17 protein-coding genes and 1 tRNA gene are annotated in these 22,184 nt (G+C 60.3%); 4 read left to right on the top strand and 14 right to left on the bottom strand.

What is annotated here, in order from left to right:
- Window positions 1–8: 8 nt before the first annotated feature.
- Entirely contained in the window at window positions 9–2,687 is a 2,679-nt protein-coding gene (gene ppdK / locus M727_RS0100295) for a pyruvate, phosphate dikinase (protein ID WP_027150970.1), read from the bottom strand.
- Window positions 2,688–3,088: 401 nt separating this feature from the next.
- Between ppdK and M727_RS0100285 the strand changes: the two genes are divergently transcribed.
- Both M727_RS0100285 and M727_RS0100280 read left to right on the top strand, forming a co-directional pair.
- A tRNA-Gln gene (locus tag M727_RS0100285) sits at window positions 3,089–3,163 on the top strand.
- Window positions 3,164–3,432: 269 nt separating this feature from the next.
- Window positions 3,433–3,747 (top strand): hypothetical protein, encoded by a 315-nt coding sequence (locus M727_RS0100280; RefSeq protein ID WP_027150969.1) that lies wholly within the window; start codon window positions 3,433–3,435, stop codon window positions 3,745–3,747.
- Between the two features lie 696 nt (window positions 3,748–4,443).
- Here M727_RS0100280 and M727_RS0100270 read toward each other — a convergent pair.
- Window positions 4,444–4,692 carry a hypothetical protein gene (locus tag M727_RS0100270; protein WP_245268314.1) on the bottom strand — a complete coding sequence of 83 codons (249 nt, stop codon included), beginning with the start codon at window positions 4,690–4,692 and terminating at the stop codon, window positions 4,444–4,446.
- Between the two features lie 123 nt (window positions 4,693–4,815).
- Between M727_RS0100270 and M727_RS43945 the strand changes: the two genes are divergently transcribed.
- Window positions 4,816–5,133, top strand: a complete 318-nt coding sequence (locus M727_RS43945) for a hypothetical protein (protein WP_084646569.1) — start codon at window positions 4,816–4,818, stop codon at window positions 5,131–5,133.
- Between the two features lie 70 nt (window positions 5,134–5,203).
- Here the strand turns inward: M727_RS43945 and M727_RS0100265 are convergent, their stop codons facing one another.
- From M727_RS0100265 to M727_RS0100240, 6 genes are all read right to left on the bottom strand, one after another.
- Window positions 5,204–5,767: a DUF995 domain-containing protein gene (locus M727_RS0100265; protein ID WP_027150967.1), complete on the bottom strand. Its 564-nt coding sequence runs from the start codon at window positions 5,765–5,767 to the stop codon at window positions 5,204–5,206.
- A gap of 129 nt (window positions 5,768–5,896) precedes the next feature.
- The gene (locus M727_RS0100260) at window positions 5,897–6,841 is read right to left on the bottom strand and encodes a glycoside hydrolase family 26 protein (RefSeq protein WP_027150966.1); all 945 of its coding nucleotides are present in this window, start codon (window positions 6,839–6,841) and stop codon (window positions 5,897–5,899) included.
- A gap of 16 nt (window positions 6,842–6,857) precedes the next feature.
- Window positions 6,858–7,364, bottom strand: a complete 507-nt coding sequence (locus tag M727_RS0100255; protein WP_084646613.1) for a DUF995 domain-containing protein — start codon at window positions 7,362–7,364, stop codon at window positions 6,858–6,860.
- A 221-nt stretch (window positions 7,365–7,585) separates the two neighbouring features.
- Window positions 7,586–9,430 (bottom strand): glycosyltransferase family 2 protein, encoded by a 1,845-nt coding sequence (locus M727_RS0100250; RefSeq protein ID WP_051505461.1) that lies wholly within the window; start codon window positions 9,428–9,430, stop codon window positions 7,586–7,588.
- Window positions 9,427–10,413: a UDP-glucose 4-epimerase GalE gene (gene galE / locus M727_RS0100245; protein WP_023797915.1), complete on the bottom strand. Its 987-nt coding sequence runs from the start codon at window positions 10,411–10,413 to the stop codon at window positions 9,427–9,429. Before galE ends, M727_RS0100250 begins: the two co-directional genes overlap by 4 nt.
- Window positions 10,413–11,426, bottom strand: coding sequence for a UDP-glucuronic acid decarboxylase family protein (locus tag M727_RS0100240; protein ID WP_036260979.1), 1,014 nt, complete (start codon window positions 11,424–11,426; stop codon window positions 10,413–10,415). Before M727_RS0100240 ends, galE begins: the two co-directional genes overlap by 1 nt.
- Window positions 11,427–11,978: 552 nt before the next feature.
- On the opposite strand from M727_RS0100240, the gene M727_RS0100230 reads away from it, so the two are divergent.
- Entirely contained in the window at window positions 11,979–13,118 is a 1,140-nt protein-coding gene (locus tag M727_RS0100230) for a helix-turn-helix domain-containing protein (protein ID WP_245268312.1), read from the top strand.
- A gap of 509 nt (window positions 13,119–13,627) precedes the next feature.
- Here M727_RS0100230 and M727_RS0100225 read toward each other — a convergent pair.
- The 6 genes from M727_RS0100225 to M727_RS0100200 all read right to left on the bottom strand — a co-directional run bounded on the left by M727_RS0100225 (window position 13,628) and on the right by M727_RS0100200 (window position 22,080).
- On the bottom strand, window positions 13,628–15,400 hold the full coding sequence (locus M727_RS0100225; protein WP_027150961.1) for an SLC13 family permease: 1,773 nt from the start codon (window positions 15,398–15,400) through the stop codon (window positions 13,628–13,630).
- Between the two features lie 262 nt (window positions 15,401–15,662).
- Window positions 15,663–17,075 (bottom strand): FAD-binding oxidoreductase, encoded by a 1,413-nt coding sequence (locus tag M727_RS0100220; protein WP_051505460.1) that lies wholly within the window; start codon window positions 17,073–17,075, stop codon window positions 15,663–15,665.
- Window positions 17,076–17,136: 61 nt separating this feature from the next.
- A complete protein-coding gene (locus M727_RS0100215; protein ID WP_027150959.1) occupies window positions 17,137–17,892 on the bottom strand; it encodes an IclR family transcriptional regulator in 756 nt (251 codons plus the stop codon).
- Between the two features lie 120 nt (window positions 17,893–18,012).
- On the bottom strand, window positions 18,013–19,104 hold the full coding sequence (locus M727_RS0100210) for an extracellular solute-binding protein (protein WP_036260977.1): 1,092 nt from the start codon (window positions 19,102–19,104) through the stop codon (window positions 18,013–18,015).
- A 31-nt stretch (window positions 19,105–19,135) separates the two neighbouring features.
- On the bottom strand, window positions 19,136–20,929 hold the full coding sequence (locus M727_RS0100205; RefSeq protein WP_027150957.1) for an ABC transporter permease subunit: 1,794 nt from the start codon (window positions 20,927–20,929) through the stop codon (window positions 19,136–19,138).
- Window positions 20,926–22,080, bottom strand: coding sequence for an ABC transporter ATP-binding protein (locus M727_RS0100200; RefSeq protein ID WP_027150956.1), 1,155 nt, complete (start codon window positions 22,078–22,080; stop codon window positions 20,926–20,928). Before M727_RS0100200 ends, M727_RS0100205 begins: the two co-directional genes overlap by 4 nt.
- Between the last annotated feature and the right edge of the window lie 104 nt (window positions 22,081–22,184).

Raw genomic sequence — 22,184 nt, 5'->3', positions numbered from 1 at the left:
CGGCCCCCTTACCCGCGACCGTTCTTTGCAGCCTGCACCGCCGCCTGCGCGGCAGCCAGCCTGGCGATCGGCACGCGGTAGGGCGAGCACGACACGTAGTCGAGGCCGATTTCCTCGCAGAAATGGATCGACGTCGGATCGCCGCCATGCTCGCCGCAGATGCCGAGCTTGATCTCCGGCCGCGTTGCCCTGCCTTTTTCGGCCGCCATCCGCACCAGTTCGCCGACGCCCTCGATGTCGAGCGACACGAACGGATCCTGCTCGATGATGCCCTTCTGGCGATAGGTCTCCAGGAACGAGGCCGCATCGTCGCGTGAGATGCCGAAGGTGGTCTGGGTCAGATCGTTGGTGCCGAAAGAGAAGAATTCGGCCGCCTCGGCGATGGCTTGGGCGCGGATCGCGGCGCGCGGCAGTTCGATCATCGTGCCGGTGAGATAGGTGATCTTGACGCCGGTTTCCTCCATCACGCTCTTGGCGACGGCATCGATCCGCACCTTGACGTAGTCGAGCTCCTTCACCAGACCGACCAGCGGCACCATGATTTCCGGGACCACCAGCGCGCCGGCCTTCCTGCCGGCTTCGACGGCCGCCTCGAAAATGGCGCGCGCCTGCATCTCGGCGATTTCGGGATAGGAAACCGCAAGCCGGCAGCCGCGATGGCCAAGCATCGGGTTGAATTCGTGCAGGGCCTCGGTGCGCTGCCTGAGCTTGTCGGGCGACACGTTCATGGCGGCGGCGACTTCGGCCACCTCTTCCTCGGTCTTGGGCAGGAATTCGTGCAGCGGCGGATCGAGCAAGCGGATCGTCACCGGCAGGCCGGCCATGATCTCGAACAATTCGAGGAAATCCGAGCGCTGCATGGGCAAGAGTTTTGCGAGCGCCGTTCGCCGGCCCTTTTCCGTGTCGGCCAGGATCATCTCGCGCATGGCAACGATGCGGTCGCCCTCGAAGAACATGTGCTCGGTGCGGCACAGCCCGATGCCTTCGGCGCCGAAGGAACGCGCCATGCGCGCGTCGAGCGGCGTTTCGGCGTTGGTGCGCACCTTCATGCGGCGCACGGCATCGGCCCATTCCATGATGGCGGCGAAATCGCCCGAGAGCTCCGGCTGCAGCATTGGTACGGCGCCTTTCAGCACCTGGCCGTTACCGCCGTCGATGGTGATGATGTCGCCCTTGCGGAACGTCGATCCCATCGCCATCAGGGTGCCGGCCCTGTAGTCGACGCGCAGCGAGCCGGCGCCCGACACACAAGGCTTGCCCATGCCGCGCGCCACCACCGCAGCGTGGCTGGTCATGCCGCCACGGGTGGTCAGGATGCCTTCCGCCGCATGCATGCCGTGGATGTCCTCGGGACTGGTCTCGATGCGCACGAGAATCGCCTTGCGGCCTTGCGTCTTGAGTTCCTCGGCATCGTTGGAGGAAAAGACGATCTCGCCGGTGGCTGCCCCCGGAGATGCGGGCAGACCGATGCCGATGACATCGCGTGCCGCCTTCGGATCGATGGTCGGATGCAGCAACTGGTCGAGCGAGGCCGGATCGATGCGGGCGACCGCCTCCTCCTTTGAAATGAGCTTGTCGCGCGCCATCTCGACGGCGATTTTGAGCGCCGCCTTGGCGGTGCGCTTGCCGGACCTCGTCTGCAGCATCCACAATTTGCCGCGCTCGATGGTGAATTCGAGATCCTGCATGTCGCGGTAGTGCTTTTCCAGACGGTCGGAGATGGTGACAAAAGACTGGAACGCTTCCGGCATCAGCTTCTGCAGCGACGGCTTGTCGGAGCCGGCGGCAATGCGCGCCGCCTCGGTGATGTTTTGCGGCGTGCGGATGCCGGCGACGACATCCTCGCCCTGCGCATTCACCAGGAACTCGCCATAGAGCATCTTTTCCCCGGTCGACGGATTGCGGGTGAAGGCGACGCCGGTGGCCGAGGTCTCGCCCATATTGCCGAAGACCATGGCCTGGACGTTGACCGCGGTGCCCCAGCTTTCGGGAATGTCGTGCAGGCGCCGGTAGGTGATGGCGCGGTTGTTCATCCAGCTCGAAAACACGGCGCCGATCGCGCCCCAGAGCTGCTCGTTCGGATCTTGCGGAAACGGCTTGCCGAGTTCCTCCTCGACCTTGGCCTTGTAGAGCGCGATCACGCCCTGCCATTCGATGGCGCTCAGTTCGGTATCGAGTTCATGGCCGAGCCCGCCCTTCTGGTCTTCGAGGATTTCCTCGAACACCTCATGGTCGAGGCCCATGACAACATCGGAATACATCTGGATGAAACGCCGGTAGCTGTCATAGGCAAAGCGGGCGTCGCCTGAATCGGCGGCCAGCGCCTCGACCGTCTCGTCGTTCAGGCCGAGATTGAGCACGGTGTCCATCATGCCGGGCATCGAAGCGCGCGCACCGGAACGCACCGAGACCAAAAGCAGTTTTGAGGGATCGCCGAAACGGCGCCCGGTCAGCCGGCCGATATGATCCAGTGCGACCGCGACATCTGCTTCCAGCGAAGCCGGGTAGGTGCGGCCGTTGGCGTAATAGGCGTTGCAGACCTCGGTGGTGATGGTGAACCCCGGCGGCACCGGCAGTCCCAGGCTGCACATTTCGGCCAGATTGGCGCCCTTGCCGCCCAGGAGGTTCCTGTCGCCGGCACGGCCTTCTGCAGCGCCGTCGCCAAAGGTGTAGACCCATTTGGTCATGCTTGCTCTCCGGTTGCAGGAGATTGAAAAGATTGACGAAGCCGAAGTTCCGCCGTGTCCCTGCACGAGCGATATGATGCTGCAGTGCGAAAGGCAAGCCGTCGGCTAGCCAGCCGGCTTCTACAATCGATTAAGAAAAAGCGATGACAAAAAGACTTGCGGCTCGGCGGCCAGTTGAAGAAGACAAAACAGGAACAATTGGTAACGCCATGTGACTGACAACTCGATTACCTGAAACTGCCGGCAACTGGTGGAACGCTGGACAGGCTCAAGGCGACAGCAGACAATGATGCGAACGCTGCGGGAACCGGTGGATCAGTTCCGCGCCTCGCTATTCTCGGCATTGAGCTTTCCGTCGGCTCGTCCTATAAGGCCGCGCGCAGCGGGCATGTTCTGACTGTTGGGGCGTAGCCAAGTGGTAAGGCATCGGTTTTTGGTACCGACAATCCCAGGTTCGAATCCTGGCGCCCCAGCCATCATTATTTTATATAGCAAAATCAGCTACTTACAGAGATTTCAATTTCCTGATGTAGGGCACTCTAGGTCACCTGCTTAGGTGCCATTCGACCGCGCCGGGATCAGCGGGAACGCCCTCGATAAAATCGCCATTGAGAGGCTGGAACTGCTTATGGATTTCGCTAAGTGGTGTCGCCCAAACCTTCCCGCTTTCCAGTCCGCGACACGGTAGAGAACGGCGCTGCTCCGCCTAATAGTTTAAAGCTACCGTTGATCAAAGGAGATCAGAATGCGTGCAGTCGTCGTATTGGGTTTAATTATTTGCACCGGCACTGCACAGGCTAGCGAATTAGAGGCTCTTCTCAGCGAGAAAATTGGAGGCTGCTTAGTCATTCCGGTCGATATCGCGACGCCGTTCAAAGTGACTTTTGAGGTCACGCTGGATAAAGTCGACAAGGCACAGACTGTTGCTGTGGTCGCTTACGAGCCTCACTCAGAGTCGATGGCGAAGGCTGCTCCGATCCTTGCACATGGCGTGAAACGGTGTTGGCCGCCGGGAATCAAAACAACTCCAGTTCGATTCACATTTTCGATGGACAAATAGCACCCAGAATTTCCGTGCTTGTATGCAATTAATGGCTATGAGCCGAGCAATTTGAGCTTGTCCACCAAATAAACTGTTCGCCCATCGAGGTCCGCAACTGAGCTTTAGTGGTAATCCCGCTGGCGCCGATTGGTGAGCTTTTGAATCAGGCCAAGCTATGATAACGCGTGATTAGTAGGGCGAATTGACTGCAAGAAGAGGGGAACGTTTGAGCCGCATTTTGGTAACTGTCATCGCAGGAATCTGCTTCACAATATCGACTGCTTGGGCCGGGCAGTTAGAGCAAAACATCAATTACTTGGCACGTATGGCAGATGGCAAATTGCATCGGGCTGCAGAAATTTCAGGTGACATCTATGGCCTATTGAAAAGGTGCCCGGCGCTGAGACCAAGCGAAAGTGGAAAAGCCATGATGGCTGTCCCCCTCCTTTTGAACGAGGGGCTAGATAAACACTTGGCGCCTCCCGCTAAATTCGAGCGGGCTATCCGCGTGTATAATCGCGCTTACCGTAAGGCTGTTCTGAGTAAAGTTAGTTGCCAGGCCGGGAAGGCCAAGGACCCAGATAGTTACCAGTAGATGCCCGCCTCGATAGCACAAAGCCTTTGTCACGAGCGATGCATATTGCTTGACCGGGAGCGGTCTACGCAACTGCCATCGGGCTCCGAGTTTCGCCAGGATTGATCGTCCGCCGCATATCAGGTCATTGGCCAAACGATCATGAGCATCGGCACGGCAACAATGACGACGAGGAACGACAGTGGCAGTCCCAGGCGTGGATAGTCGCTGAAGCGGTAGCCGCCAGGCCCCATGACGAGCGTGTTGCACTGGTGGCCTATCGGGGTGAGAAAATCGCAGCCGGCGCCTCCCGCGCCGCGATGCAACGAGAAGACGAAGTGGAATTTCGCATCCATCGGCGGACGCGCCGCCGGCCTCATTTTGGTCAAATCGCCCCACCTGAGGCATGGGGAATGCAACATTTTGTCTAAATTTATCAAGATAATTCAAACCAGAACCTAAAGTCCTGTGGGTACAACGCACTCCAGAACAAAAACATTGGAGGCTAGCACATGACGTTTTCTACTGCGCATCGGAACCGTTTTAGAAGAGTGGCGATTGCAGCGATCGGGCTTGCTGTTTCCGTGGCTCTCGGCGCAAACGCGCAAGCAGGCGAATTGCGTAAGCCAGAGAGAGAGACACGGTCCGTCTACCTTGTCAAATATCGGGTTAACAACGATGTTCGCTACAACAAGAAACCCGTAGGCAAGGTCGTTAAAATATCAGCATCCCGGTACTTGAACAGCAACAGCTATGTCTGCACTCCGAGCGGCTTTGGTCAGAAAGCGCGTTGCTACACTCGAAGGGTCTCGAATCAGCCGGGCGCTTAATGTTGGACCTGGTTTTGACAGAAGCCGCCGCGCCTGAGCCTGAAGCCGCGGCGGCTCCGTTTTTGCGCGGTTATCGAGAATTCGCCTTAAGATGCGAAACTTCTTTGCTTACCCGATTACCTTTGACCAGTTTGCGCGCCTCATCGTCCCGGCGAGCGGGATTGTGACGAAAGACATACCATTTCCCACCGGTGGAAGGCTTCTGATAAACGACGCCATGTTTTTCACGGTGCAGGAAACATGTGATTGCACCGTTTCTGGCCAGACTCCCTTTCGCTACTTTGCTGGTCCAGATAGCGCGCATACAGAGCTTGCCCCCATTGGTCGCATACCAGTTTCCCTCCGCATAGGACCATGCTGCCCGTTTGCGCGACCAAGCGGCGAACGGCTTCCTATTTGCAGAGAACAGCCCGCGAGCAGATGTCTCCGCAGAATAGAACCCACCGCCGTTTTGCCATTTCCAGGTGCGGCCGGCATAGAGCTTTTCAACCGCTGAGGCCTTCATCGGCATCGCGGCAGCGGCGCGTTTTTCTATAGTGTCGCCCGCCGGTTGTTTGGGAGCGGCGTAGGCATTGCCTGCAAGCAAGAACACAAACAACACCGCACTTGAGATAATCGAACGGATCGAAAACATTTTACTTCTCTCCACCAAGGCAATTCCAGTAGGACTGAGTAAGTCCTGCGTTGGAACCGCATAGAAATAAAGGGACGGAGCGGTTCGGCCATCTGGTTAAAGCCGAACCACTGTGTCGAACGACTTGGATCAGTCCAGCGGATGGTTGGCCACGCGCCAATCGGGCCGGCCGACATTTCTCGGCCATGGATAGACTTCACGATCGTTGAAGTAGACAACGGCTGTCATGTCCGGGAACTCGGCATGCGGCTTATTTGCTTCCGCGGCCCAGTCACGAGCATATTCGTCGTTACCTTCGTAGCCAAGCTCCGCAATGGCGATTGGCTTGCCGAAGCCCGTCACACGGTCATAACCCGGCTTTGTGCGCTCCACAAAAGTCGTATCACGACCGACCTCCAACTTGTCATAGGGCTGATAGCCAAAGACGGACAGACCGATAATGTCGACATACGTGTCGCCAGGATAGAAGGCTTCCAGTCCTTCTTCTCCTTTCGGTGACCACATGTATTGGGCCGACGGAAGATGCTTGCGGCATATGTCGATGACATGCCTGTAGGCGTTCACATAACCTTCAGCATTCCAGAAAGCCCAGGTGAATTGCCCGTCATTATCTTCCATTTCCTGCGCCCAGCGGATAGTGACGGGGCTTTTCAGCTGCGCCGCCGCAGAGCAGACCGCAGACATATTGGCATCGTAGCGCCCGCCCAAAATCCCGGCGAGCAAATCCTCAGGACCTACACGCCAGTCCCGCGCCCAGGACCACGGCTCGACCGTGATCAACAGGGAACGTCCACGCTCACGCGCATAGGCGTCTGCAGCGCTGAGCGTTGCCAGATCCACATCTTCCCAGGGAAGAAAAAGGTGTTCGATTTTTGAGTTGGAATCGTCGGTATAATCCGCGTGCGGATCGTAGGCGCCGGGGGTTATGGAGTCAGCCGTGATGATGGGACGCTTGTCCCGAAACTGATTGCGGCTGTCGACACTCGCTCCCGACACGCCGCTGGCTGCATAGACACCACCGGAAATGCATGCACTGCAAAGCAAGGCTGCTGATAGTTTAAAGAGACTTTTCAAGGCCCCCTCCCTTTTCTTACTGTTCAGATTGCTGTGCCGCACCAAGCGCGGCTTTGATGGCATCGAGTGGACGGGAAACCAGATCGGTGGACACTAGCTTTCTGGCCTCGTCGTCTTGGTGGACCTCGGCATTACGGAACGCATACCACTCACCACCGGGCTCGCGCTTCTGATAGATCGTTCCATTGTCGATGCGATGCGAAAAGCAGGTCTTGGCGGGAAATACACCCTGTTCGGAATGCCATGTCGCGTTGAGACACATCCAACCTGTCTCGGTGATGATCCAGCGGCCTTCCGCCCAGGATTTGCCCCTCTCACCGTCAGTCCACGCCGAAAATTGCCGGTTCGCGCCCACCATTCGTCCGGCTCCGCTGTCCCACTGCCAGCTCTTGTCTCTATAGAGATCGTAGATTTCGCCTGCTGTCATGCGACGTGCCCCATCCGGCAGAACGGAAACCTGTGAGGAAGAGGCAAAGGCCGGTGCAGCAATGCAGGACACTGCCCAAGCGACTGCTATCCGCATCCGGAAACCTGACAGCAATAGAGCCCTTTCAGATTTAGAAAGTGCCACCGGAACCTCCTGCCATCTCGAGATGAGCGGCGCCCGCCGTTTGTCCTCGATGGGCGTGTCCGGTCGCATGAGGCAGCGCAACCGGGATACTGTCATGCTGGGTCGCACCTGAGCGACCGATGGCCGAAACACGGAAGCCAATCTGATTGCGATCTTCATGTGTTGATTGCCTTCTATCGCTGATTTGAATTGCTGGGAGTATTGGTGCGCCAACGTGGATTGAAGATGGTTTTGTGAACAGCGCGACCACCGACGCCTGCCCCGGCAATTGAGAAGCTGTCGTCGAACAGGGAAAAGCTTTTGGTTCCCCAGGCGAGCGCCTCGATGCCGTCGCGTCCACGCTCGACCGTGGCGAAGCTGGTAACCATCAAAAGGGCCATGAAACTGCTTGCCAGCGCGGGGCGATAGGCGCGGCTTTTCCTCCGCACGTCATTCTCCCTGTCATGCTGCAGCAAGATGATGAAAATCAGCAGCAAGTAAAAGCAAGCATTGATGATGGCGAAGACGAAAAAGCCGCGCGTTTGATGCGCATCCTGCACGAACACGACCGGCAGAACGGAGATCAGGACAACGAAGGCATACGGCGCCAGTACGCGAAACGGTAGCGGATCGACTTCGGACGTGCCTTTTGGCGTGATGCGAAAATCAACAAAGGATCCGGTCATCCAGTCACGGAACGCGGCAAAGGTTCCAGCCAGAACCCACGGCCAGCGCGCCAGCAAAAACAGCATCGCTTCCCAACTAAAAATCTTACCGTCGACAGGCCGAAATGTGCGACTCGATCGCCACCAGAATGCCAAAAGCAGGATCATAAGCGACTGCGGCATGAAATGGAGCAGAAACTCTGGGTAAGTGACGTTGATGAAATTATCGCCCTGGACCAGCACGATCACGGGCAACAGGAATGTCAGAGCAAGAAAGAAGGCGTAAAGCGGGTACCAGAACTGCGAAAATAGAAATTGAACCTTCAAACGCAGCGGCAAGCGTCCGATCAGTTTTGGTGAGTATTGCAACAGGATCGTCACCAGGCTCCGCGACCACTGGAACTCCTGCGTTACAAGATCGGCAAACGTCCGTGGGCCGTCGCCATGGGCGATGGCATCAAGCGCGTGAGCCCCTCGCCAGCCATAGGCATTCATGAAGAGCGTTGTGGAATGATCCTCGGCGAGTTCTGGCCCCAGCCCGCCGATTTCCTTCAGTGCCGCAGTGCGCACCGCATAGTGCGATCCGATGCATACGGGCGCGAAGCCATTGTTGTATCCGGCTTGCAGTGACCCATGCATGCTCGCTTCGATGTAGAGGCGGCCACGCGCGGACCAGCTTTCATGTGCATTGCGATCGCAAATGCTGGGCGCGGAAACATAACCGATTGTCGGGTCGGCAAAAGGCCGCAACATGTTATATAGGTAGTCCGGTTCGGGAACATGATCGGCATCGAGCTGCGACACAAAATCATATTGGTCGTAGCCATAATGATCGTAGAAGAAAGCCAGGTTGCCTTCCTTGCAGCGTGTGCGGCGGGGCCAGGACTGGCGATGGTAATCGGCGCGATTTTTGCGGGTGGAAACGAATACGCCATGTTCGCGACACCATGCGAGCGTTGCGGGCGATGGATCCTCATCGGCCAGCCACGTGTCGTGAGGCACGTTCTGGGCTAACATGGCCCGCAAGGTTTCGGCCACCACCTCAAAAGGTTCTGATGGAGCCTTGGTGACCACCATGGCAACGCGACTTCCTGCGGAAATACGCAGCCGTCCGTGCGGCCGGCGTGCATTGAAGAAAATGGTGATGAAGTAGACTGGCAAAAGCGTTATCCACGCCAGAAGCGCCGTCACCAGAATTGAGCCGCCCATGTTGGTGTGGGTGGCTCCGAAAACCCACCATTGCCAGAAGAATGCGACGGCCATCGCCCACAAAACCGCGCCCATAATGTACTCGACGCGCTTTCGGCCGGTGAAGACCGGCACCATCAGGGGTTCTTCCCTGTCAACGGACAGCGCGATGCGCGGCGTGCTCATGAGCGCACCTCGAGCCCGAAGAAGGGAGCCGCTGTGCGAATGATCGTATCGAGATCGGAATAGAGCGCCTGAAAGCCAAGTTTTTCGGCAGCGAGCGCCGGATCGGCATAAAGCACCGGAGGATCGCCCGCACGACGAGCGCGCATCTCGACCGGCACGTTACGACCTGTCAGCCGGCTGATCGCTTCGAGAATTTCCTTGATGGATGTACCACGCCCGCTGCCAAGATTGACGGCCAGATTGCCACCGCCGTTGATCAGATGTTCGAGCGCCAGCACATGCGCGCGCGCGAGATCCGCGACATGAATATAGTCGCGAATGCAGGTGCCGTCGGGCGTATCGTAATCCTGGCCATAGACTTCGAGAAAATCGATCCTGCCTGCAGCGGCCATCATGGCTCGCGGAATGAGATGTGTTTCTGGATCGTGGGTTTCGCCGATTTCCCCGTCGATATCCGCGCCGGACGCATTGAAATAACGCAGCGCCACGTAGCGCAGCGCATAGGCAGCCGAATAATCGGCAAGCATTTGCTCCGCGATGAGCTTCGTGCGTCCATAAGGATTGATCGGGCGCTGGCTCTCGCCTTCGCGGATCGGCAAGCGATCCGGAATGCCGTAGGTGGCGCAGCTTGACGAGAAGATGATATTGCGCGTTCCGCTTCTCTGGCAGGCGTCCAGCAGCGATTGGGTCCCGTTGACGTTGTTCTGATAATATTTTGCCGGTTTCTCTACGGATTCGCCGACATAGGCCGATGCAGCAAAATGGATCACCCCGATAGGGCGATACTCATCCATGACGTGGGTCAACCGCTCCGAATCAAGGATGTTGCCTTCAACGAAGGCGCCCCATCGGACGGCTGACCGGTGACCCGTGGATAGATTGTCGTAGACAATCGGATCATAACTCTGCCTGGCCAAAAGCTTGGCTGTATGGCTGCCGATAAAGCCGGCCCCACCAACGACAAGTACGTTCTTGCCGGACATCAGGCGGCCTCCGCCAGATTTCCGGAGGGCTTCCTCAACTGCCGTTCGAAATAAGCGATCGTCGACTTCAGCCCATCGGCCAACGCCACGGTCGGCTCCCATCCAAGTTCTCTCTGGGCCACTGTGATGTCGGGCCGACGCTGGCGCGGATCGTCCACGGGCAACGGGTGATAGACGACTTTGGAGCTCGAGCCGGTCATTCCCACGATCTGCTCGGCCAACTCACCGACTGTAAATTCGCCGGGATTGCCGATGTTGACAGGCGTATGGATCGCCTGAGGGCTGTACATGAGCCGGTAGAAGCCTTCGATCAGATCGTCCACGTAACAGAAGGAACGGGTCTGCGACCCGTCGCCGTAAACGGTGATGTCTTCGCCCTTGAGCGCCTGCACGATGAAGTTGGAAACGACCCGGCCGTCATCCGGGCGCATGCGCGGACCATAGGTGTTGAAGATGCGCACGATACGGATGTCGACGCCGTATTGCTGATGAAAATCGTAGAACAGCGTCTCGGCAGAGCGCTTTCCTTCGTCATAACAAGAGCGCGGACCGAAGGAATTGACATTGCCCCAATAGCTTTCGGGCTGCGGATGCACATGGGGATCGCCGTAGACTTCCGAGGTGGAAGCCTGGAAAATCCGCGCCTGGTAATGTGCTGCCAGTTCCAGAAGATTGAGCGACCCGATCACGTTCGTCTTCAACGTATGGACCGGGTCGGCCTGATAGTGCGGCGGTGAAGCCGGGCAGGCGAGATTGTAGATCTCGTTGACCGGCAGATCGAGCCGTTCCACGATATCGTGGCGCACAAAGCTGAACGTGTCGTAGTTCAGGAGGTGGCGCAAATTCTCAAGCCGCCCCGTGGAAAAATTGTCTACGCAGATAACAGAATGACCGTCTTGCAAAAGACGTTCGCACAGATGTGATCCGAGAAATCCGGCCCCGCCTGCAACAAGTACCCTCCGTTGCGAAGAAAGACCAGATTGCAACTTTGCAGACTGAAATGCGATAGTCACGGGAACACCTCATTCATTAACCATCAGTGCCAAAATGAAGACATGTGTCTAGAATGCACTGAGACTTCAGGTTTTCTTTCTGAAGTGAATTTGATGATGTCCAATACCTCCCCGGTTCCTACGTTGCGATATCAGGGAATCCGGAAACTTTTCACAGTGTCCATTTTTGCAGCTGACCCGCCGCAGACATCGTTTTTTGATGGAGACGGTGGGCTTCAAGCGATTCGATTGCCTGTGCCGAGATCGATGTTGCCAAAAGCCTCTATCTCGAAGCGAGCCAAGAAACCCATTCATGGTCGGTTCAGGATCGAGCCGCCAAGGGCTAAGCTTTGTTGACTTGATGCCCGATATAATTAATTGCTCTACAAGTAGGGATCCTTAAATATATCTAAGGATTTTGTTTATCTTATAAACAATACACTTCGGAGGTGACGTGAGGGGGTCGGAATGTTGTCTATGCGGTCGGTCAGTTCCTCCCCATGGCGATGACCGTGGCATATCTCCTGAAGCAGCGCGACATCGCGGCCTTCCGGGTCGAGGCTGGAGGCAGTGATGTCGGATAAGACGGTCCCACCTAACGACAGGGAGCCGACATCTGTCGAACGTCGCCGCTGGCCGCGCATGTCGCAGGATCCACTCGGTGAGGATGAGGTGGGGAAGGCCGTCCTGACGTCGTTGCGCTTTGAGACGGAAATCCTTCCACCAATCCAGCAGTTTGCTGCCTGGCGGAAGCATATGGCGATATTGATGGATTCGCGTCTGCCGAACAATGCGAATCCCGAGGATGGATTTGTCGTCCAGCAGGCGGTGTGGAATCTGGGCGGCATGCTTTTGTTGCAACAAACCGTTCCGGCCTTCAGTTACGAACGCTCGCCAGACGCGGTCCGGTTCAGTCCAATCGACCATTGGCAGATCACCGTTCTCCGCGCCGGTCGCACCTGGACCGGAGTTGACGGACGTGTCGCGCAAAATGAACCGGGCATGATTGAAATCCGCTCGCTCGGGCATCCGTTTAGCGGGCGGGCGCTGGCAACAGAGTCGATCAGCCTGATCGTTCCCGTCGATCTGTTTGCCGATGGAGGTAGCTTGCCGGCGGCGAGCAACAACGTCGTTTTGGGTGGACACCGGGCCAAACTGCTGATCGATCTTATGTCAAGCGTTGAAGCCAATCTCGATCGCTTCACGCAAGACGACCTTCCTAGAATCAAGGACCGTTTGCGGCAAATGGTATTCGACGCGGTTACACCATTGGTGGATCGCGATGACGGCAACGATCAGATCTCACAAATCGGATTGATGACGCGGGCGAGACGCTTCATTTCGAGCAATCTTGCCTCGCCCGACCTGACACCGGATGCTCTCGCCCGGCAACTGGCGACCTCGAGGACACGGCTCTATGAGCTTTTCGAAACGTCCGGCGGCGTTGCGAATTACATTCGTCGACGACGTCTATCCGCAGCTCATGCAATGTTAGCGGATCCTTCCGACACCCGAAAGGTCGCCGAAGTTGGTCTAGCAGTCGGCTTTGATTCAGCGGCGAATTTCAGTCGAGCTTTCACGCAGCAGTTCGGCTATAGCCCGAGCAACATACGCAAGCAGTCGTCCGAAGACTATACGTACCCGGATAGGCAAACAGATAAGAAACCCAAGGTCACATTCGAAAGCCTGCTGCAAACACTCGGCCTCTTTTGAGGATGGCGAGGAGCATACATAAGATGTACACCAAGGATGTTCGATGACGACTTCGGGCATCCAAGCAATCGACCCAACCTTTTATCGCTATAATTGGAAAATTTTCGAATAATCCGCACGTCGCCGATAGTAGAAGAACGCCTCTTCCATAGTAAGCCTCGCGATGTAGCGGTCTTCCGGCTCGAACCCCGAGAACTGGCAAACGCGACAGCCCAAGTGGACCTCTCTGTCGTGAACCGCTGAGGGGATCTAGAGAGCTAACGCGCCAATCAAGCTTGTCCCATAGCGTGTTCAGGTATCCTGATCTCTTTCACAAACGCTCGCAATTCGGCTGGAGGTGCGAGACAAAAAGTTCGAAAAGCATCCAGGAACCCCAGCCATCGCTCACAGGGTCCGTTCCGGACACATGTGTAGCAGCCGTTTGATAATGCGACAGTTGAGCACGTTATTGATGCGACAGTTTTCGCCGGCCGGCGAAAGTTCGAGCCGGATTGATCCGTCCATCGATATCAGTTCATTGGCCAAACGATCATGAGCATCGGCACGGCCACAATGACGACGAGGAACGATAGCGGCAGTCCCAGGCGTGGATAGTCGCTGAAACGGTAGCCGCCCGGCCCCATGACGAGCGTGTTGCACTGGTGGCCGATCGGGGTGAGAAAATCGCAGCCGGCGCCAATGGCGACTGCCATCAGGAATGCTTCCGGCCTGTAGCCGAGATCGCCGGCAAACGCGGCGGCGATGGGCGCCATGACCAGAACGGTGGCGGCATTGTTGAGGAATGGCGTAACGGCCATGGCGGCGACAAGGATGAGCATCAATGCGCCGGGCGCCGGAAGGATGGTCCCCAGTTTGGCAAGCTCGCCGGCAATGACGCCGGTCGCCCCTGTACTGCGTAGCGAATCGCTCACTGGAATGAGAACGGCGAGCATGACGAGGATTGGCCCGTCCAGCGATTGGTAGACGTCGCGGACCGGGATGACCTTGAAAAGCACCATCCCGACCGCGGCCGTAAAGAAAGCGACGGAGACCGGGAGCAGCCCGAAAGCAGTCGCCACCATGGCGAGAGCAAGGATGGTTACCGGCACAACACCTTTGCGGACGCTGCCAAGCAGGATAGCCCTTTCTGCCAGCGGCAGGCAGCCGAGTTCACGCAGTATCTCGGGTATCGTCGCTGCATTGCCCTGAAGCACGATGACGTCGCCCAGCCTTAGCTGGATTTCGGCCAGCCTGCGGTCGGGGCGCTCGCCGTGACGGCTGACAGCCAGGAGGTTGACGTTGAAGCGGTGATAGAGGGCAAGGCGCTGGGCTGTCCAGCCGATCAACGGGGAGTTTTCACCGATGACGGCTTCGATAGCGACCAACTCGCCGGTCGTGTCATCCCCGCTGGCCCTGCTGCCCGTAACGCTGAGTTTGCCCTGGGAGACGAGGCGATCCAGCGCCCCTGGGTCGCCCTCGAGCAGCAGAATGTCGTTCATCTTGAGGACAACGTCGGGCAGTGGCGTCATCCGCATGGTCCGGTTGCGCAGGATCGATGTCACGATAGCATCGCCGCCGGAGAGCTTCATGAGGTCTGCGACGGTTTTCCCGAGCACAGTGGAATCGCGGACAATCCGGGCCTCTGTCAGGTAATTCTTGATATCGATGGCTTCATTCACCGACCCGCCCAGCTTTTCGCGCACCGGCAACAGCCAATAGAAAAACACCAGGAAGATCGTTCCGGCGGCGGCCAGGGCGGCTCCAACAGGTGTAAAATCGAACATTGTGAAGGCGGTGCCGGTCAGTTCCTCCCGCACCCGCGACACCACGACATTGGGAGATGTTCCCACCTGCGTCATGAGTCCACCGAGCAGTGACCCGAACGCCATGGGCATCAGGAATATCGACGGTGAAACGCTCGACCGGCGCGCGAACTGGAAGGCTATCGGGATCATGATCGCGAGCGCGCCGATATTCTTCACAAAGGCAGACAGGATCGTGACCACGATCACCAGCAGCGCCAGTTGCGAGCGAACGCCCGTCAGGTTCGGAGCGAAACGCCTGATGGCGACTTCCATGATGCCCGAGCGTGCGATGCCTGCGCTAACCAGCAGGGCACTGCCGACAATGACCACGATATCGTCGCTGAACCCGCTGAAGGCCTCGTCAAAAGGCACGATGCCAACCGCGAGTGCGGACAACAGTGCCGCGGCTGCAACCAGATCATATCGATACCGACCCCATACGAGCGCCGCCATCATTATGAAGATAACGGCGAACGACAGAATTTGCGGCGTAGTCATGTCTTCGGATGCCCCGCCGCTCATGCGGCTGATCAGAACGGCCAAACCGCCCTTTTGTTGCTTTCGCTGGTCACGGCTTTGCTAGCACGGTTCCGTGCCTGCCAATAAGCCCGTGTCGAGCAATGTTCCTGACCCTCGCTGCCATGGTCCTGGGGCGGCGCCGTTCAACCTGGCCGGCGCCTGGCCGTACCGACGTTATAGCGATAGTTGTCATTCTCGCCAGTGTGGCGCGGGAGCGCGCCGTGCTGGCGTTGTCAATTCCTCATGCGCCGTCGAAAATCCGGCCGCGGTTCAGGATGCCGTTTGGATCGAGCGCGGCTTTCAGCCGGCGCATCGTCCCGATCTCGGCAACACTTCGCGACAGATGCAGCCAAGGCTTCTTGTCGATCCCGATGCCATGTTCGGCCGCGATCGACCCGCCGCTCTCCGCAACCATGCGATACACCGTCTCCATGGCGTCGCGAGCTTTCGGCGTCGCGATCACATAGTGCAGATTGCCGTCGCCCAGATGGCCGAAGACGAGGAACTCTGTGTCGGGATCAATACGACGGACGGCCGCCTGACTGGCGCTCAGGAAGGCTTCGATGCGGTGGAGCGGTACGCTGACGTCCCCGCCGACGATGTGATCGCGCGTGCGCACATAGTCGGCGCAGGAGTCCCGCATCGTCCACAGCTGTTGGAACTCGCGCGGCGACTGCGAGACCACCGCATCCTCGGCAACGCCCTCTTCCAGCCCTTCCATGAGGCTCGCCGAAAAGCGTTCGATGGCCTGGTCGTCGCGGAAGGACTGCACCTCGGCGAGCACGTAGAACGGCGCCTGCGCCACGAGCGGGCGTGGCATGCCGAGGAAGCCCGTCACGCCCTCATAGGCCTGTGGCAGCATGATCTCGAATGCGGAGAGACCTGGGCCGACGGCGCCGCGCAGCCGTTCCAGGAGAGCGAGCGCGGCCCCGACCGAGGGGACCGCGACAAATGCGTTGGCCTCGTCCAGAGGTTTTGGATGCAGCCGCAACACGGCCTTTGTCACCACGCCCAGCGTTCCCTCGCTGCCGATGAAGAGTTGGTTGAGGTCGTAGCCGGCGTTGTCCTTGTCGAGGCCGCGCAATGCGGAGAGCACCGTCCCGTCCGCAAGCACCGTCTCCAACCCCGCCACCTGGGCGCGGAACATGCCGTATCTCAGCACGCGAATGCCCCCGGCATTGGTGGCGACGTTGCCGCCCACCGTCGCCGAGCCACGTGCGCCGATGTCGACGCCGAACTGGCAGCCGGCGGCATTGGCTGCCTCCTGGACCGCCTGCAGCGGCGTGCCGGCCGAGGCCTGCACCGTGCGCGTGAGCGGCTGAACCGCGCCGAGCAGGGTCATGCGTTCGGTCGACAGAACCGCCTCCCCGTCGGCGATGCGGTGCCCGCCCGAGAGCCCGGTCCGGCCGCCTTGGACGACCAGCGGCTGGGCGAAATCGTTGCAGGCGGCGAGGCAGGCTGCCACCTCCTCGGTCGTGCCAGGCCGCGCGATGAAAGGGGGCCTGTCCGAATAGCGACCCCGCCGGTCCTCCTGGTAGCGCGGGTCGATGGCGTCCCCGACAAGCAGGGCATTGCGCGGCAAGATGGACGCAAGCCGCTCGAGCAGCGCAGCGGGGGCGCCGTCGCCGGCGTGGATGGCGTAGGGAACTGACATTGGACATCCTCGAAAATGCCTGATGGGAGAAGTCGGACCAAGTTTCCCAGTCAGCAGCAAGTCAGCCGCGGGGGGAATAGCCGAGTGCGATCGAGATGCTGCGCGCAGCCTCGATGACGTCGACGGAATACTGCTTGATCTGCTTGCGCTTGATGCGGGTGTCGGGCCCCGACATGCCGATCGCGCCGACCAGTTCACCGTTGCGGCCGAGTATGGCGCAGGCGCAGGCGGCGATGCCCTCGCGCCATTCGCCGTGCAGGACGGCCGCGTAGCCTTGCGCACGCGCCAGTTCCACGTCCGCCCGCAATTCCTCCATCGCCGTGCGGGTGGCTTCGGTGTAGCGCTTCAGCCGCGGGCGGAAGCGTTCCAGATAGCTGTCGGGAAGCTGCGCCAGCATGGCCTTGCCGGTCGCCACCGTGTAGGCGGGCGCCCGGGCGCCGACGCTGGTGTGGGCGCGAATGTGGTGATCGCTCTCAATCTTGTCGACATAGAGGACCTCGGTGCCCTCAAGCACCGACAGGTGGATCGTCTCGCCGGTCGCGGCGGCGAGCTTGGCCATGGCCGGTCGCGCGAGCTTGACGAGATCCATGCGGCGGATGACGTGATTGCCGAGCTCCCAGATCTTGGTCGTCAGCTCATAGGTGCTGTGCGGCGGGATCTGCCGGACATAGCCATGGGTCTGCAGCGTCGTCAGCAGGCGGTGGACATTGCTCTTGGTGAGCTTGAGCTCCGCGGCCAGGTCGGTCACGCCCCGGGGCTGTTCACTGAGCGCGAGCGCCTCCAGAAGTCGCAATCCCTTGATGAAGGCTTTGTCCATGTATGACCGCTTCGATGTCCATCCCGGGGGCTGTAGCACGCCGGACCGCACCGCCAAAGCCCGCTGATGAGGGCGGCCGCGATACGCAACCAGCGGCCGCCCTCATCGTCCTGGGGGACGTTACTGCGCGAGCAGGGCGTTCAGCTTCTCCTGGCCGTACTCCTCATTCGTGGAGTTGCCGGCGGGCGACGGCGCGCCCCAGTAGTCCGGGCTCCATTCGATCGCGCGCGAGACGTTCTTCGGGTTGTTGGCCCAGTAGATGCTGATCGCGGGATCGGCGGCTTCGAACACGACCGTGGATGGCAGCGCCACCGGGAAATTCGAGGTCAGTTCGGCCGCGCGCTGCGGGTCGAGGCGCCACGACAGGAGCTTGTGGGCGTTCTCCCGGTTGGGCGCGCCCTTCGGGATCGAGAAGAAGTCGTAATAGACGAAGCCCTGGTTCCATTCGAGCTCGACCGGCGCGCCTTCGAGCGCCAGCTTGCTCATCGAGCCTGTATAGGCCATGCACATGTCGGCCTCGCCATCCAGCAGCAGCTGCGGCGGCTGGGCGGAGGTGGTCCACCATTTGGCGATGTGCGGCTTGATCTGCGCGATCTTCTTCAGCGCGCGCTCCATGTCGAGCGGGTAGAGCTTCTCCTTCTCGACGCCGTCCGCCATCAGCGCGGCCTCGAACACGAAGCGCGGCCAGCCGGGCATGCAGCGGCGGCCCGGGAACTTCTCGACGTCCCAGAAGTCGGCCCAGCTCCTGGGCACGTTGTCGCCGCTGAACTTCTCCTTGTTGTAGACCATGGCCACGCCGATCACCTGCAGCGCCACGCCTTTCTTGCGTTTCAGCTTTTCGGGCATCGCCGCCAGCGTCTTCTGGGCCGGCTCGGACAGCATCGAATAGTCGATATCCTCAAGGCAGCAGTCGCCGAGCAGCTTGGTTTCCTGGTCGAAGATGAAGGTCAGGTCCCATTCGGCCTTGCCGGCGTCGGCCTGGGCCTTGATGCGCGGCCCGCTGCGTGCCTCCTGCACGGTGATGACCTTGATCCCGGTCTCCGCCTCGAAAGGGTCGTACATCACCTCGCGCAGCGCCTCGCCGTAGCCGCCGCCCGGGTCCTGCATGATGACCTCGGTGCTCTGGGCCATCGCCATGCCGGTGCCCGCGGTTGCAGCGACGGTCGCCGCAAGCAGCGCCGTCGACAGTCTGCCTATCGTCCTTGCAAACATTTCAGATCTCCTCCGATTGATTTTTGCAGTCTCACGCCACGCCCCGCGACCGGGCCAGGACCGGCCGCGCGAGAGCTATTCCCCCCACGACAAGCAGCACCTCGAGGGTCGACACGACCGCGAGGACCGGATTGAGCTGGTAGTTGATGTCCGCCCACAGCATGAGCGGCAGGGTTTTCAGATGCGCGCTCGACAGGAACAGCGACAGCACCAGTTCGTCGAACGAATGCAGGAAGGCGAAGAAACTCGCCGCAGCGAGCCCTGGGGCGATCGCCGGCAGCGTGACGGTGGCGAACACGGTCAGCGGCGAGGCGCCGTGGACGGCGGCCGCCTGCTCGAGCCTGGGGTCGACCGCCTGGAGCGAGGCCGCGACGATGACGACGACGATCGGCAGCCCGCCGATCGCGTGCGCTGCCGCCAGCCCCCACATCGAGCCGACCAGATCGAAACGCAGGAACAGCGTGTAGAGCGAGAGGCCGAGCACCACCGGCGGCACGATCACCGGGCTCACCAGCAGCAGCATGATCGCCGCCTTGCCCCTGATGCGGCTGCGCACGATGCCCATCGCCGCCGACGCACCCAGCGTCACGGCGATGCAGGCCGACATGGAGGCGATTGCGAGCGAGTTCCAGAACGCCGCCATCCAGTTGGAAGCGGAGAAGAACTTCTCATACCAGCGCAGCGAGATCGCCGGCGGCGGGAAGGTGAGATAGGTGGCGCTGCTGAAGGAGATGATCATCACCACCACGATGGGCAGGATCAGCCCGGCCACCACGAGGCCGCCCATCACGCCGACGGTCCAGGTGCCGACACCCTGCGGCAGCCGGCCGGCCAGGCGCAGCAGCGGCCAGCCGATCGCATCGGCAGCCGCGCTGGCCGGTGAACGCCGGCTCTCGAAACCGCGCTGCGCCGCGCCGGCGGCCGGCTTCGCCGCATCCGACAATGTGCCGCCGCCCCAGATGAACGCGAAGCCGAGGAAGCGGCCGGCGATCCCCACCACGGCGAGCGTAATGACCAGCAGAACCACGGCCAGCGACTGCAGAAAACCCTCCGAGGTGGCGAAATCGGCCTGCTGGGTGATGTGCATGGCGAACATCTGGTCGGCCGGGCCGCCGAGCAGGGTCGGCGTGATGAAGAAGCCGAGCGCCGTCACAAAGACCAGCAGGAAGCCGGCCCCGACGCCCGGCAAGGTCAATGGGAACAGCACCCGCCAGAACACCGCGATGGGCCCTGCCCCGGCGGCCAGCGCCGCGCGCGCCAGGCTCTGGTCGAGGCGCGCCACGCTGGCATAGATGCTGAGGACCATCAGCGGCAGGAGAACCGCGGTCATGCCGAGCAGTACGCTGCCGCGGTTGAAGAGCAGCTGCGCCGGTTCGGCGAAGACGCCAAGCGCCGTCATCAGCTTGTTGACCGGGCCGTTGCGGCCCAGCAGCACCATCCAGGCGTAGGTGCGGATCAGGATCGCGATGAAATAGGGCAGCACGATCGCGGTCGCGATCAGCATCTGGACCACGCCGCGGCTCCGGTGGATCAAAAGTGCGGTCGGATAGCCGAGCAGCAGGCACAGGCATGCCACGGTGAACGAGATCTGCATCGTGCGCAGAAGCGATTCCCAGTAGAGCGGAACCGAAAAGACGCGCTCGAAATAAACCGACCAGGTCGGCCCGCTCACGCTGATGCGGCTGAGGTCGATCAGCGGCAACAGATAGATGAAGGCGAGGAAGCCGGCCGCCGGCAGCAGCAACAGGGCGGGATCCTTGATCCGCTGCGAAAGCCGGACCGCAGGGGTGCGCGCCGGCCGCGCATCGAAGGCGGCGGTCGTCATGACAGGACCCAGCAGTCTTCGGCGCCCCAGCTGAGATGCAGCGGGTCGCCGACCGACGGCAGCGGGCGGCCGACCCTGTCGGTGCAGCGGATGAGCAGGGTTTCCCCGCCTTGCATCCGCGCCTCGACGCGCAGGATTTCGCCGAGGAAGAGCGCCGAGGTGACGACCGCCGGAATGGAGTTCGCCGCCGGCGTATCGGAGATCGCAATACGCTCCGGGCGGACGAGGACGGTCGCGCGTCCGACGTCGATCGCGTCGCGGCTCTCGGCGCTGAACAGGTAGCCGGCGCGGTTCTTGAGCGTCATGGTGGAGCCGCGCTTTTGCACGACCTCCGCCTCGATCAGGTTGCTCTCGCCGACGAAGGAGGCGACAAAACGGTCCTTCGGGTGACGATAGATTTCGGTCGGCGTGCCGACCTGGATGATCTTGCCGGCGTCCATGACCGCGATGCGGTCGCTCATGGTCAGGGCCTCGCCCTGGTCGTGGGTCACGAACAGGATCGTGGAGCCGAGGGCCTGGTGGAGCTGGCGGATCTCGATCTGGATCGATTCGCGAAGCCGCCGGTCAAGCGCACTCAGCGGCTCGTCCATCAGCACGACCTTGGGCCGCAGCACGATGGCGCGTGCGATCGCCACGCGCTGCTGCTGGCCCCCGGACATCTGCGACGGCATCTTCCCGGCATGGTCCGACAGCCGCATGATCTCGAGCGTTTCGGCGACACGCCGCTCGGCCGTCGCACGGTCGATGCCGGCCATGCGCAGCGGAAACGCGACGTTCTGCGTCACGGTCATGTTGGGGAACAGGGCATAGCTCTGGAAGACCATGCCGAAGCCGCGCTTGTGGGTCGGCACGTCGTGGACGGCCCGGCCAGCCACCGCAATCTCGCCCTCGTCGAGCCTCTGGAAGCCGGCGATGAGGTTGAGAAGCGTCGTCTTGCCGCTGCCCGAAGGACCAAGCAGCGTGACGAATTCGCCCGGCTCGATATCGAGGCTTATCTGGTCGGCGGCGCGGAACGCCCCGTAGGACTTCACCACCTCGCGAATGGCGAGACCCGATCCGATGACGCTTCGCCCCTTGGCGTCGCCCGCGGCGCCAGAGGCATTGTCGGCGATGCCGCGGCCCTCGACGCGCCAGGCCATCTCGTCGGCCATCTCACCTCTCCTCCCTCTGTTCCATATTGTAGAACAGCATTCTGTTTTTTTATCATTTTCCGTCTCCACCGACTTGTCAAGCGCTTCCTGAATGAGGTTGCCGA

The sequence above is a fragment of the Mesorhizobium sp. WSM2561 genome (assembly GCF_000513915.1).
In the GTDB taxonomy this organism is placed as follows: Bacteria; Pseudomonadota; Alphaproteobacteria; order Rhizobiales; family Rhizobiaceae; genus Mesorhizobium; species Mesorhizobium muleiense.
This window is presented reverse-complemented; position numbering and strand designations above follow the sequence as displayed.

Excerpts from the sequence above, each read along its gene's own strand:
- ppdK (WP_027150970.1), bottom strand. The coding sequence starts at position 2,687 with ATGACCAAATGGGTCTACACCTTTGGCGACGGCGCTGCAGAAGGCCGT.
- M727_RS0100280 (WP_027150969.1), top strand. The coding sequence starts at position 3,433 with ATGCGTGCAGTCGTCGTATTGGGTTTAATTATTTGCACCGGCACTGCA.
- M727_RS43945 (WP_084646569.1), top strand. The coding sequence starts at position 4,816 with ATGACGTTTTCTACTGCGCATCGGAACCGTTTTAGAAGAGTGGCGATT.
- M727_RS0100265 (WP_027150967.1), bottom strand. The coding sequence starts at position 5,767 with ATGTTTTCGATCCGTTCGATTATCTCAAGTGCGGTGTTGTTTGTGTTC.
- M727_RS0100255 (WP_084646613.1), bottom strand. The coding sequence starts at position 7,364 with ATGCGGATAGCAGTCGCTTGGGCAGTGTCCTGCATTGCTGCACCGGCC.
- M727_RS0100250 (WP_051505461.1), bottom strand. The coding sequence starts at position 9,430 with ATGAGCACGCCGCGCATCGCGCTGTCCGTTGACAGGGAAGAACCCCTG.
- galE (WP_023797915.1), bottom strand. The coding sequence starts at position 10,413 with ATGTCCGGCAAGAACGTACTTGTCGTTGGTGGGGCCGGCTTTATCGGC.
- M727_RS0100230 (WP_245268312.1), top strand. The coding sequence starts at position 11,979 with ATGTCGGATAAGACGGTCCCACCTAACGACAGGGAGCCGACATCTGTC.
- M727_RS0100225 (WP_027150961.1), bottom strand. The coding sequence starts at position 15,400 with ATGACTACGCCGCAAATTCTGTCGTTCGCCGTTATCTTCATAATGATG.
- M727_RS0100220 (WP_051505460.1), bottom strand. The coding sequence starts at position 17,075 with ATGTCAGTTCCCTACGCCATCCACGCCGGCGACGGCGCCCCCGCTGCG.
- M727_RS0100215 (WP_027150959.1), bottom strand. The coding sequence starts at position 17,892 with ATGGACAAAGCCTTCATCAAGGGATTGCGACTTCTGGAGGCGCTCGCG.
- M727_RS0100210 (WP_036260977.1), bottom strand. The coding sequence starts at position 19,104 with ATGTTTGCAAGGACGATAGGCAGACTGTCGACGGCGCTGCTTGCGGCG.
- M727_RS0100205 (WP_027150957.1), bottom strand. The coding sequence starts at position 20,929 with ATGACGACCGCCGCCTTCGATGCGCGGCCGGCGCGCACCCCTGCGGTC.
- M727_RS0100200 (WP_027150956.1), bottom strand. The coding sequence starts at position 22,080 with ATGGCCGACGAGATGGCCTGGCGCGTCGAGGGCCGCGGCATCGCCGAC.